14 protein-coding genes are annotated in these 12,102 nt (G+C 63.4%); 13 read left to right on the top strand and 1 reads right to left on the bottom strand.

The window, feature by feature from the left end:
- Positions 1-280 (bottom strand): DnaA N-terminal domain-containing protein (locus N878_RS04205; RefSeq protein ID WP_305728919.1); only part of this gene is annotated, 280 nt, incomplete at its 3' end.
- 518 nt (positions 281-798) lie between these two features.
- Between N878_RS04205 and rpmH the strand changes: the two genes are divergently transcribed.
- The 13 genes from rpmH to N878_RS04140 all read left to right on the top strand — a co-directional run bounded on the left by rpmH (position 799) and on the right by N878_RS04140 (position 12,088).
- Positions 799-933, top strand: coding sequence for a 50S ribosomal protein L34 (gene rpmH / locus N878_RS04200; RefSeq protein ID WP_003246698.1), 135 nt, complete (start codon positions 799-801; stop codon positions 931-933).
- A gap of 13 nt (positions 934-946) precedes the next feature.
- Positions 947-1,351: a ribonuclease P protein component gene (rnpA, locus tag N878_RS26615; protein ID WP_082457793.1), complete on the top strand. Its 405-nt coding sequence runs from the start codon at positions 947-949 to the stop codon at positions 1,349-1,351.
- A complete protein-coding gene (gene yidD, locus N878_RS04190; RefSeq protein WP_013717990.1) occupies positions 1,344-1,589 on the top strand; it encodes a membrane protein insertion efficiency factor YidD in 246 nt (81 codons plus the stop codon). Before rnpA ends, yidD begins: the two co-directional genes overlap by 8 nt.
- Positions 1,590-1,591: 2 nt before the next feature.
- Positions 1,592-3,334 carry a membrane protein insertase YidC gene (yidC, locus tag N878_RS04185; protein WP_021442436.1) on the top strand — a complete coding sequence of 581 codons (1,743 nt, stop codon included), beginning with the start codon at positions 1,592-1,594 and terminating at the stop codon, positions 3,332-3,334.
- A gap of 135 nt (positions 3,335-3,469) precedes the next feature.
- Positions 3,470-4,837, top strand: coding sequence for a tRNA uridine-5-carboxymethylaminomethyl(34) synthesis GTPase MnmE (gene mnmE, locus N878_RS04180; RefSeq protein WP_021442435.1), 1,368 nt, complete (start codon positions 3,470-3,472; stop codon positions 4,835-4,837).
- 652 nt (positions 4,838-5,489) lie between these two features.
- On the top strand, positions 5,490-7,382 hold the full coding sequence (gene mnmG, locus N878_RS04175; RefSeq protein WP_031302727.1) for a tRNA uridine-5-carboxymethylaminomethyl(34) synthesis enzyme MnmG: 1,893 nt from the start codon (positions 5,490-5,492) through the stop codon (positions 7,380-7,382).
- Positions 7,379-8,026 (top strand): 16S rRNA (guanine(527)-N(7))-methyltransferase RsmG, encoded by a 648-nt coding sequence (gene rsmG, locus N878_RS04170; RefSeq protein ID WP_031302726.1) that lies wholly within the window; start codon positions 7,379-7,381, stop codon positions 8,024-8,026. The genes mnmG and rsmG overlap by 4 nt, the downstream gene beginning before the upstream one ends.
- 11 nt (positions 8,027-8,037) lie before the next feature.
- On the top strand, positions 8,038-8,826 hold the full coding sequence (locus tag N878_RS04165) for a ParA family protein (protein ID WP_021442432.1): 789 nt from the start codon (positions 8,038-8,040) through the stop codon (positions 8,824-8,826).
- Positions 8,827-8,837: 11 nt separating this feature from the next.
- Positions 8,838-9,707 (top strand): ParB/RepB/Spo0J family partition protein, encoded by an 870-nt coding sequence (locus N878_RS04160; RefSeq protein WP_021442431.1) that lies wholly within the window; start codon positions 8,838-8,840, stop codon positions 9,705-9,707.
- Positions 9,708-9,866: 159 nt separating this feature from the next.
- Positions 9,867-10,271, top strand: coding sequence for a F0F1 ATP synthase subunit I (locus tag N878_RS04155; protein WP_031302725.1), 405 nt, complete (start codon positions 9,867-9,869; stop codon positions 10,269-10,271).
- Positions 10,272-10,288: 17 nt separating this feature from the next.
- Positions 10,289-11,155, top strand: a complete 867-nt coding sequence (atpB, locus tag N878_RS04150) for a F0F1 ATP synthase subunit A (RefSeq protein WP_021442429.1) — start codon at positions 10,289-10,291, stop codon at positions 11,153-11,155.
- A gap of 148 nt (positions 11,156-11,303) precedes the next feature.
- A complete protein-coding gene (atpE, locus tag N878_RS04145; protein WP_003097235.1) occupies positions 11,304-11,561 on the top strand; it encodes a F0F1 ATP synthase subunit C in 258 nt (85 codons plus the stop codon).
- 56 nt (positions 11,562-11,617) lie between these two features.
- Positions 11,618-12,088 carry a F0F1 ATP synthase subunit B gene (locus N878_RS04140; protein WP_021442428.1) on the top strand — a complete coding sequence of 157 codons (471 nt, stop codon included), beginning with the start codon at positions 11,618-11,620 and terminating at the stop codon, positions 12,086-12,088.
- Positions 12,089-12,102 lie beyond the last annotated feature (14 nt).

The following is a 12,102-nucleotide window of genomic DNA, read 5'->3' as shown; positions in this document are numbered from 1 at the left end:
GTGGTGCGTTCGGCGCCACCCGCGCCGCGGCAGTGCGTTTGCTGCCTATTAATAGAGAGAGCGCCGGCACCAGGCCGTTGGCACGCTCGCCGAGCAGCTCGAGCAGGCGACTCAGGTACTTCTCGTTGACCCAGTCGAGCACGAAGCGGTTGGGCGCATAGACGCGCAACTCGTCGCCTTCGGCTTCGACCTGCAGAGGACGGATCCAGGTGTTGAATTGCTGGGCCGGCAACTCGTCGCGCAGAAGCTCGACGCACTGCTGCCATAGTTCCACTGACACTGACTATCCCCTTTCCAGGCGGCGATGCAAAAAACAGCCGTCATTGTAGCCGCCCAAGGCGGAGTTATCCACACGGCGCAGAGCAGATGGCCAAGTAAAATCAAAGCCTTATTGGCATTCATCAGGCTTATCAGGGCCATGTCCAAGCTTGTGGATAAGGCCCCGTGAAGTCGTTGCAAAAGCCTGGGGACAGGACAGCGGATAACCTGCCTGTGGGTAACCCGGCAGATTGCCCCCAGCCTGTGCGCAGGGAGCACACAGGCCCGGCACCGTTTCCTGACAACCTTATCATCCCGGCAAGGCCACGGATGGCGGGCGCTGCGGGCAGTTCTCCACAGAAGGAAGCCGGCCTAATCATTATCAACATAGAAAAAGAGCTTTAAACCTTTCCTTCTTTCTATTCCTATTTGGCGAAAAGGCTGGTTGGAAATTGACCTGCCGCGCGGCTTTCTCTAGAATTGCCGGTCTCTTTAAACCAGGGTCATTCCGACCCTAGTCGATCACCCAGGTAACGCACCATGAAACGCACTTTCCAACCCAGCACCATCAAGCGCGCTCGTACCCACGGTTTCCGTGCCCGCATGGCCACCAAGAACGGCCGTGCCGTCCTGTCGCGTCGTCGCGCCAAGGGCCGCAAGCGTCTGACTGTCTAATTCATCCAGACAGGTGGTGAGTCGAGGCTTCGGCCGGGAAAAGCGTCTGCTGACCCCCCGGCAATTCAAGGCAGTCTTCGACTCCCCAAGCGGCAAAGCTCCGGGCAAAAGTGTCCTGCTGCTAGCGCGCGACAACCAGCTCGATCATCCCCGCCTGGGTCTGGTGATCGGCAAGAAGAGCGTCAAGCTCGCCGTCGAGCGCAACCGCATCAAGCGTCAAATCCGCGAGTCCTTCCGCCTGAACCAGGACGACCTGGTCGGCTGGGACATAGTGGTGGTCGCCCGTAAGGGCCTCGGCGATCTGGAGAATGGCGAACTCGCTCAGCAGTTCGGCAAGCTCTGGAGACGCCTGGCCCGTAGCCGGCCCAGTCGCGACGCACATGCCTCCCCCGGGACAAGCGACAATCCCCATGCGTAAAGCGGCCCTAGCCTGTATCCAGGTGTATCGCTACGCCATCAGCCCGCTGATGGCCAGTCATTGTCGCTTCTATCCCAGCTGTTCCTGCTATGCCTACGAAGCCATCGAGCAACATGGCTTCCTGCGTGGCGGCTGGCTGGCGGCTCGCCGGCTCGGTCGCTGCCACCCCTGGAATGCCGGCGGCTTCGACCCGGTGCCTCCCGTGAAAACCTCCCGTTCCCCTTCGATGGCCGAATAATCATGGATATCCAACGTTCGATCCTGATCGTCGCCCTGGCAGTCGTGTCCTACCTCATGGTCCTGCAATGGAACGAGGACTACGGCCAGGCCGCCCTGCCGGCCGAGGTACAGTCCTCGACCGCCGCGACGCCCGCCCTGCCGGACACTCCGGCCAATGCCGCAACCGCCGGCGACGACATCCCCACTGCCGTGGCCGAACCCAGCGCCGCTGCCGTTGCGCCGACTACCGCCGCCAGCGACGAGCTGATCCGCGTAAAGACCGACGTGCTGGATCTGGCCATCGACCCGCGCGGTGGCGATATCGTGCAGCTGCGCCTGCCACAGTACCCGCGCCGTCAGGATCGCCCGGACGTGCCCTTCCAGCTGTTCGACAACGGCGGCGAACGCACCTACCTGGCGCAGAGCGGCCTGATCGGCCAGAACGCCCCGGACAAGTCCAGCGGTCGCGCCCTGTGGTCGAGCGAGAAAACCAGCTACGCGATGGCGGACGGCCAGGACAGCCTGGTGGTCGACCTGACCTACAGCGAGAACGGCGTCAACTACATCAAGCGCTACAGCTTCAAGCGCGGCCTCAACCCGCAGTGCTCGGCGCGTGAGCAGCAGCTGAAGAAACCCGGTTGCGTGGACCCCTCCGCCTATCAGGTCGACGTGCGCTACCTGATCGACAACCAGAGCGATCAGGCCTGGAGCGGCAACCTGTTCGCCCAGCTCAAGCGCGACAGCAGCGGCGATCCGTCCTCCACCACCGCCACCGGCACCGCCACCTACCTGGGCGCAGCGCTGTGGACCAGCGAGGAGCCGTACAAGAAGGTGTCGATGAAGGACATCGACAAGCAGCCCTTCAAGGAAACCGTGCAGGGCGGCTGGGTCGCCTGGCTGCAGCACTACTTCGTCACCGCCTGGGTGCCGAGCAAGGACAGCACTAACCTGGTACAGACCCGCAAGGACAGCCAGGGCAACTACATCGTCGGCTTCACCGGCCCGGCCGTGCAGGTCGCCGCCGGCAGCCAGGGCGAGACCGGCGCCATCCTGTATGCCGGCCCCAAGCTGCAGGAGCACCTGGGTACCCTGTCCCCAGGCCTGGAGCTGACCGTCGACTACGGCTTCCTGTGGTTCCTCGCCCAGCCGATCTTCTGGCTGCTGGAAGTGATCCACGGCCTGCTGGGTAACTGGGGCTGGTCGATCATCGTGCTGACCATCATCATCAAGCTGATCTTCTTCCCGCTGTCGGCCGCCAGCTACCGCTCCATGGCCCGCATGCGCGCCGTGTCGCCCAAGCTGCAGGCGCTGAAGGAGCAGTTCGGCGACGATCGCCAGAAGATGTCCCAGGCGATGATGGAGCTGTACAAGAAGGAGAAGATCAACCCACTGGGCGGCTGCCTGCCGATCCTGGTGCAGATGCCGGTGTTCCTCGCCCTCTACTGGGTGCTGCTGGAATCCGTGGAGATGCGTCAGGCCCCGTGGCTGCTGTGGATCACCGACCTGTCGATCAAGGATCCGTTCTTCATCCTGCCGATCATCATGGGCGCCACCATGTTCATCCAGCAGCAGCTCAACCCGACGCCCCCGGACCCCATGCAGGCGCGCGTGCTGAAGCTGATGCCGATCATCTTCACCTTCTTCTTCCTGTGGTTCCCGGCCGGTCTGGTGCTGTACTGGGTGGTCAACAACATCCTGTCCATCGCCCAGCAGTGGTACATCACCCGCAAGATCGAAGCAGCAGCGAAGATAGCTAGCGCCTGATTGGCCAAGGCTTCCCAGTTGCAAGCAGACGCCCCATGATTGGGGCGTTTTGCTGTCCACCCTATCTGTAGGAGCGAGGGGCGCCCAGTCCCCCGCTCGCGAACCCTGGCCCCGGCCAATCACCGAGTAAATGCCATGCCCCTTGCCCGAGACACCATCGCCGCCGTCGCCACCGCCCAGGGTCGCGGCGGCGTCGGCATCGTGCGGGTGTCCGGACCGCTGGCCGGACAGCTGGCCCAGGCCATCTGCCGACGCGAGCTGAAGCCGCGCTTCGCCCACCACGGCCCGTTCTTCGGCGAGCAACAGCTACCGCTGGACGAAGGCCTGGCCATCTACTTCCCCGGGCCGAACTCCTTCACCGGCGAAGACGTGCTGGAACTGCAGGGCCATGGCGGCCCGGTGGTGCTCGACCTGCTGCTGCGCCGCTGCCTGGAGTTGGGTGCCCGCCTGGCTCGCCCCGGCGAGTTCAGCGAGCGTGCCTTCCTCAACGACAAGCTCGACCTGGCCCAGGCCGAGGCCATCGCCGACCTGATCGAGGCCAGCTCCGAGCAGGCCGCGCGCAATGCCCTGCGTTCGCTGCAGGGCGAGTTCTCCAAGCGGGTGCATGCGCTGACCGAATCCCTGATCCAGCTGCGCATCTACGTCGAGGCCGCCATCGATTTTCCCGAGGAGGAAATCGATTTCCTCGCCGATGGCCATGTGCTGAGCCAGCTCGACGGCGTGCGCGCAAACTTATCCACAGTGCTGCGCGAGGCCGGCCAGGGTGCCCTGCTGCGCGACGGCATGACGGTGGTCATCGCCGGCCGGCCCAATGCCGGCAAGTCCAGCCTGCTCAATGCCCTGGCCGGACGCGAGGCGGCCATCGTCACCGAGATCGCCGGCACTACCCGCGACGTGCTGCGCGAACATATCCACATCGACGGCATGCCGCTGCATGTGGTCGACACCGCCGGCCTACGCGATACCGATGACCAGGTGGAACGCATCGGCGTGGAGCGCGCGCTCAAGGCCATCGGCGAGGCCGACCGGGTGCTGCTGGTGGTGGACTCCACCGCACCGGAGGCGGCCGATCCCTTCGCCCTGTGGCCGGAATTCCTCGAACAGCGCCCCGATCCGACGCGGGTCACCCTGATCCGCAACAAGGCCGATCTGTCCGGCGAGAGCGTGGCGCTGCAGACCTGCGCCGACGGCCACGTCACCCTCAGTCTGTCGGCCAAGTCGGCGGATGGCCTGGAGCTGCTGCGCGAGCACCTGAAGGCCTGCATGGGTTATCAACAGACCGCCGAGAGCGGTTTCAGTGCGCGGCGTCGGCATCTGGAAGCACTGCACCAGGCCGAGCAGCACCTCGAGCACGGCCGCAACCAGCTGACCCTGATGGGCGCCGGCGAACTGCTCGCCGAGGACCTGCGCCTGGCCCAGCAGGCCCTGGGCGAGATCACCGGTGCCTTCAGCTCGGACGATCTGCTGGGGCGCATCTTCTCCAGCTTCTGCATCGGTAAATAGCAAGGCGCCGCTGCCCTTCGTAGGAGCGGATTCATCCGCGGAAAGGGCGTCAAGCTTGCGAATAAAGGCCAGGGGCTCCCTTGGCTCCTGCCACTGCGCGCCTCGCGTTCATCCCTTGAACCTCGATACCTCGATCTCCCCCGGATTTCGTCCGGGCTACGCGCGCTCGTCTGCAACCTGGGGAGCTGTTTTCGACTTACTCAGAGCCCAATTAAACCCTGTGGAAAACCGCCCCTAAGCCCTGCCCATAACCGGCTGACAAAGCTGGGCGTAAATCCCCCTGTGTATAACCTGCCATTTCATCCACAGCGGATGACCAGCTTTCCCAGTGGAACCCTGCAGGAACGGCACAGCCTTATCATTGGCTGTACCGCAGCAATGGCAAGGGCTACAGCCTGTTATCCACAGAAAGGGCGTGCGCTATACATAAACATAAAGAACAAGCTTTATAAAAAATCTCTCTTTCTTTTCTTTATAAGCTCACAGCGCTCAAAGCCGAGCGGGACCGGTGAGAGGCGATAGGCATCTGTACCCAACCGGCTGCAATCGGACTGGCTATTTTTTGTGCAGAAGGCTTCATTCAAGAGGCCGATGTCCCTATACTTGCCGCCTTTCTAAAAGACCCCCTTTCTCAACAGGCACGAGGTGCGTGGTGGATTTCCCTTCCCGTTTTGACGTGATCGTGATCGGCGGCGGTCATGCCGGTACCGAGGCAGCCCTGGCTGCCGCACGCATGGGCGTGAAGACCCTGCTGCTCACCCACAATGTCGAGACCCTTGGCCAGATGAGCTGCAACCCGGCCATCGGCGGGATCGGCAAGAGCCACCTGGTCAAGGAAATCGATGCGCTCGGCGGGGCCATGGCCACCGCTACCGACAAGGGCGGCATCCAATTCCGCGTGCTCAACAGCCGCAAGGGCCCGGCGGTACGCGCCACCCGCGCCCAGGCCGACCGCGTGCTGTACAAGGCGGCGGTGCGCGAGATTCTGGAGAACCAGGCCAACCTGTGGATTTTTCAACAGGCGGCCGACGACCTGATTGTGGAAAACGCCCAGGTCAAAGGCGTGGTCACCCAGATGGGGCTCAGGTTCCACGCGGATTCCGTGGTGTTGACCACAGGCACCTTCCTCGGCGGACTTATCCACATCGGTCTGCAGAACTACTCCGGCGGCCGCGCCGGCGATCCGCCTTCCATCGCCTTGGCCCAGCGTCTGCGCGAGCTGCCGCTGCGCGTCGGTCGGCTGAAGACCGGCACCCCGCCGCGCATCGACGGCAGATCAGTAGATTTTTCGCTGATGACCGAGCAACCGGGCGACACCCCGACGCCGCTGATGTCCTTCCTCGGTAAGCGCGAACATCAACCGAAGCAGATCAGTTGCTGGATCACCCACACCAACGCGCGTACCCACGAGATCATCGCCGCCAACCTCGACCGTTCGCCGATGTACTCGGGCGTGATCGAAGGCGTGGGTCCGCGTTACTGCCCGTCGATCGAGGACAAGATCCACCGGTTCGCCGACAAGGACAGCCACCAGGTGTTTATCGAGCCCGAGGGCCTGACCACCCACGAGCTGTATCCCAACGGCATCTCCACCTCGCTGCCGTTCGACGTGCAACTGCAGATCGTGCGCAGCATCCGCGGCATGGAGAACGCCCATATCGTGCGCCCCGGCTACGCCATCGAATACGACTACTTCGACCCGCGCGATCTGAAGTACAGCCTGGAGACCAAGGTCATCGGCGGCCTGTTCTTCGCCGGCCAGATCAACGGCACCACCGGCTACGAAGAAGCCGGTGCCCAGGGCCTGCTGGCCGGCTGCAACGCCGCGCTGCGCGCCCTGGGCAAGGACGCCTGGTGCCCGCGTCGCGACGAGGCCTATATCGGCGTGCTGGTCGACGACCTGATCACCCTCGGCACCCAGGAGCCGTACCGCATGTTCACCTCGCGCGCCGAATACCGGCTGATCCTGCGCGAGGACAACGCCGACCTGCGCCTGACCGAGAAGGGCCGCGAGCTGGGCCTGGTGGACGACGAACGCTGGGCCGCCTTCGAGGCCAAGCGCGAAGGCATCGCCCAGGAAGAGCAGCGCCTGAAGAGCACCTGGGTGCGCCCGGGCACGCCGCAGGGCGATGCCATCGCCGCGCGCTTCGGCACACCGCTGACCCACGAATACAACCTGCTCAACCTGCTGGCGCGTCCCGAGATCGACTACGCCACCCTGGCCGAGGTGACCGAGTCCCCGGCTGTGGATAACCAGGTGGCCGAGCAGGTCGAGATTAAGACCAAGTACGCCGGCTATATCGATCGCCAGCAGGACGAGATCGCCAAGCTTCGCGCCAGCGAGGACACCAAGCTGCCGCAGGACCTGGACTACGCCGCCATCTCCGGGCTGTCCAAGGAAATCCAGTTCAAGCTGGGCAACACCCGTCCGGCGACCCTCGGCCAGGCCTCGCGCATTCCTGGGGTCACCCCGGCGGCGATCTCCCTGCTGCTGATTCATCTGAAAAAGCGCAGCGCCGGGCAGAAGCTGGAGCACAGCGCCTGATGTCGGTCACTCAGCATCACGCCGAAGAACTGCTGCAGGGCGCCCGCGAACTGGGCATCGAGCTCAGCGCCCGCCAGCAGGAACAGCTGCTCGCCTACCTGGGCCTGCTGATCAAGTGGAACAAGGCCTACAACCTCACCGCCGTGCGCGACCCCGACGAGATGGTGTCGCGCCACCTGCTCGACAGCCTGTCGGTAGTGCCCTTCGTCGCCGAGCTCGGCGACAACTGGCTGGACGTCGGCAGCGGCGGCGGCATGCCCGGCATTCCCTTGGCGATCCTGTTCCCCGAGCGGCGTTTCACCCTGCTCGACTCCAACGGCAAGAAGACCCGCTTCCTGATCCAGGTGAAGCTGGAGCTGAAACTCGCCAACCTCGAAGTTGTCCACAGCCGGGTCGAGGCGTTTCAGCCCGAGCGGCCGTTCGACGGCATCAGCTCGCGAGCCTTCAGCAGCCTGGAAGACTTCAGCACCTGGACCCGCCACCTCGGCAGCGCCGACACCCACTGGCTGGCGATGAAGGGCGTGCACCCGGACGACGAGCTGCAGGCGCTGCCGGCGGACTTCCGTCTCAGTGCCACCCACGTGCTGCGGGTTCCCGGTTGCCAAGGCCAGCGCCATCTGTTGATACTGCGTCGCTCGGTCTAAGGGGAAAGAAGATGGCCAAGGTATTCGCGATCGCCAACCAGAAAGGCGGGGTGGGCAAGACCACGACGTGCATCAACCTGGCCGCCTCGCTGGTGGCGACCAAGCGCCGGGTGCTGCTGATCGATCTCGACCCGCAGGGCAACGCGACCATGGGCAGCGGCGTCGACAAGCACGGCCTGGAGCACTCGATCTACGACGTGCTGATCGGCGAATGCGACCTCGGCCAGGCCATGCAGTTCTCCGAGCACGGCGGCTACCAGCTGCTGCCGGCCAACCGCGACCTCACCGCCGCGGAGGTCGCCCTGCTCGAGATGAAGATGAAGGAGAGCCGCCTGCGTTACGCCCTGGCGCCGATCCGCGAGAACTACGACTACGTCCTCATCGACTGCCCGCCTTCGCTGTCGATGCTGACCATCAACGCCCTGGTCGCCGCCGACGGCGTGATCATTCCCATGCAGTGCGAGTACTACGCGCTCGAGGGCCTCTCGGATCTGGTCAACAGCATCCAGCGCATCGCCCAGCTGCTCAATCCCAAGCTGCAGATCGAAGGCCTGCTGCGCACCATGTACGACCCGCGCATCAGCCTGACCAACGACGTCAGCGCCCAGCTCAAGGAACACTTCGGCGACAAGCTGTACGACGCGGTGATCCCGCGCAACGTGCGCCTGGCCGAGGCGCCGAGCTTCGGCATGCCGGCGCTGGTTTACGACAAACAATCCCGTGGCGCCATCGCCTACCTGGCGCTGGCCGGCGAACTGGTGCGCCGTCAGCGCTCCGCCGCGAAAACCGCTACCGCTTAAGGAACCCCCGCATGGCTGCGAAGAAACGAGGTCTGGGACGAGGCCTGGACGCCCTGCTCGGCGGCACCAGTGTCGCCGCCCTGCAGGAAGAGGCCGCCCAGGTCGACAATCGCGAACTGCAGTACGTGCCGCTGGAGCTGATCCAGCGCGGCAAGTACCAGCCGCGCCGCGACATGGACCAGACCGCCCTGGAAGAGCTGGCCGCCTCGATCCGCGCCCAGGGCGTGATGCAACCCATAGTCCTACGCCCCATCGGCGGCGGTCGCTTCGAGATCGTCGCCGGTGAACGGCGCTGGCGGGCCAGCCAGCTGGCCGGTCAGGACAAGATCCCGGCCATGGTCCGCGAACTGCCGGACGAAGCCGCCATCGCCATGGCGCTGATCGAGAACATCCAGCGCGAAGACCTCAACCCGATCGAGGAAGCCGTGGCCCTGCAGCGCCTGCAGCAGGAGTTCGAGCTGACCCAGCAGCAGGTCGCCGATGCCGTCGGCAAGTCGCGCGTCACCATCACCAACCTGCTGCGCCTGATCGCCCTGCCGGAGGAGATCAAGACCCTGCTGTCGCACGGCGACCTGGAGATGGGCCATGCCCGCGCGTTGCTCGGTTTACCCCTGGAACAGCAGGTGGAAGCGGCGCGACACGTTGTCGCACGCGGCCTCACCGTTCGTCAGACCGAAGCCCTGGTGCGCCAGTGGCTGACAGCCAAGCCGGCACCGACCAAGGCCAAGGCCGATCCGGACATCAGTCGCCTCGAACAGCGCCTGGCGGAGCGTCTAGGCTCGCCTGTGCAGATAAAACACGGCAGCAAGGGCAAGGGTCAGCTGGTGATCCGCTACAACTCCCTCGACGAATTGCAGGGCGTGCTCGCCCATATCCGCTGAAACAATTGGCCACATCTGGCCATGTAGCGCACGGTCGGAAATCACTACCCGGCAGTTGAATGGGGGGGATAGGCCCCCTATACTCTGCGCGCAATTTTGTTGGCACTTTTTATGCCAATTCATTGAGTTAAAGCGGTCGAGAGTCGAGGAACCCAGTTGATGGAACGCCGTATGCCGAAGCGCCGGCCCTTCCATCGTTTACCGGTGTTCCCGGTTCTGCTGGCACAGTTGATCGTGCTGCTGTTGGCCGCATTGGTGGCGTGGCAATCGCTGGGGAGCGTTGCCGGTTATTCGGCGTTGTTGGGCGGCATGATCGCCTGGTTGCCGAATCTGTATTTCGCCCACAAGGCGTTCCGCTTCAGCGGCGCGCGGGCGGCTAGAGAGATCGTCCGTTCGTTCTATGCGGGCGAAGCGGGAAAACTGATTCTGACTTTCGTGCTGTTCGCACTGACGTTTGCGGGCGTGAAACCCCTGGAGGCACCGGTTCTGTTCGGTGTCTACCTGCTGACCCTGCTGGTCAGCTGGTTCGCCCCGTTGCTGATAACAAAATTTTCACGACCTTAAAGCGTTCGAGGCAAATAATGGCAGCAGATACCGCTTCGGGTTACATCCAGCACCACCTGACGAACCTGACCTTCGGTCAGCATCCGGTGAATGGCTGGAGTTTCGCCCGCACCGCAAAGGAAGCCCAGGAAATGGGTTTCTGGGCCTTCCACGTCGATACCCTGGCGGTGTCGGTGGTGCTCGGCCTGATCTTCATTCTTCTGTTCCGCCTGGCGGCGAGGAAAGCGACGTCCGGGCAACCGGGCGGCCTGCAGAACTTCGTCGAAGTGCTGGTGGAGTTCGTCGACGGCAGCGTCAAGGACACCTTCCACGGGCGTAACCCGCTGATCGCCCCGCTGGCCCTGACCATCTTCGTCTGGGTCTTCTTGATGAACTTCATGGACCTGATCCCGGTCGACTGGCTGCCGATGCTGGCCGCCACCATCGCCGGCGACCCGCACCTGTACTTCCGCGTGGTACCGACCACCGACCCGAACGCCACTCTGGGCCTGGCCCTGTCGGTGTTCGCCCTGATCCTGTTCTACAGCGTCAAGGTCAAGGGCATCGGCGGTTTCCTCGGCGAGCTGACCATGCACCCGTTCAGCTCGAACAACATCGCCATGAAGATCCTGCTGATCCCGGTGAACTTCCTGCTCGAGTTCGTCACCCTGATCGCCAAGCCGGTGTCCCTGGCCCTGCGTCTGTTCGGCAACCTGTATGCCGGCGAACTGATCTTCATCCTGATCGCCATCATGTACAGCGGCGGCCTGCTGCTCGGCGGTCTGGGCGGTGTGCTGCAGCTGGCCTGGGCCATCTTCCACATCCTGATCATCGTGCTGCAAGCGTTCATCTTCATGATGCTGACCATCGTCTACCTGTCGATGGCGCACGAAGATAACCACTAAGCCGTAACAAGTTCCGCGGCGTTGCCCCAGGCGGCGCCTGCCAGGACAAACCCCGCGGCCACGGCCTCGGGGCAGCTGTAAACAAACGATTTCGCTTTACCGCTTCAACAAAAACCTTAACCAATACGACTGTAAGTCGGGAGGAAAAATGGAAACTGTAGTTGGTTTGACCGCTATCGCCGTTGCACTGCTGATCGGCCTGGGTGCCCTGGGTACCGCCATCGGTTTCGGTCTGCTGGGTGGCAAGTTCCTGGAAGGCGCTGCGCGTCAGCCGGAAATGGTTCCGATGCTGCAAGTGAAAATGTTCATCGTCGCCGGTCTGCTCGACGCCGTGACCATGATCGGTGTTGGTATCGCACTGTTCTTCACCTTCGCGAACCCCTTCGTTGGTCAAATCGCAGGCTGATTCACTCGCTTCCGAGTGAATTGGTGTGACGGACAACGAACGAGCGAGGTGTTGGCGTGAACATTAATGCAACCCTGATTGGCCAGTCCGTTGCCTTCTTCATCTTCGTGCTGTTCTGCATGAAGTTCGTATGGCCTCCGGTCATTACGGCTCTGCAGGAACGCCAGAAGAAGATCGCAGACGGCTTGGACGCTGCCAACCGCGCGGCTCGTGATCTGGAGCTGGCCCACGAGAAAGTGGCCCAGCAACTGCGCGACGCCAAAGGTCAGGCTGCCGAAATCATCGAGCAGGCCAAGAAGCGCGCGGCGCAGATCGTCGACGAAGCCCGTGATCAGGCCCGTGGCGAAGCTGACCGTGTGAAGGCTCAGGCTCAGGCCGAGATCGAACAGGAAATCAACGGCATCAAAGACGCCCTGCGCGCCCAAGTGGGCAGTCTGGCGGTCAGCGGTGCGGAGAAGATCCTGGGCGCATCCATCGACCAAAGCGCGCATGCGGAGCTGGTTAACAAACTGGCAGCCGAAATTTAAGCGAGGGCGCGATC

Origin of the sequence: Pseudomonas sp. EGD-AK9 (assembly GCF_000465935.2) — a bacterium.
Lineage (GTDB): Bacteria > Pseudomonadota > Gammaproteobacteria > Pseudomonadales > Pseudomonadaceae > Aquipseudomonas.
The sequence above is the reverse complement of the archived record's forward strand: the minus strand, read 5'-3'. Positions and strand labels throughout refer to the sequence as shown.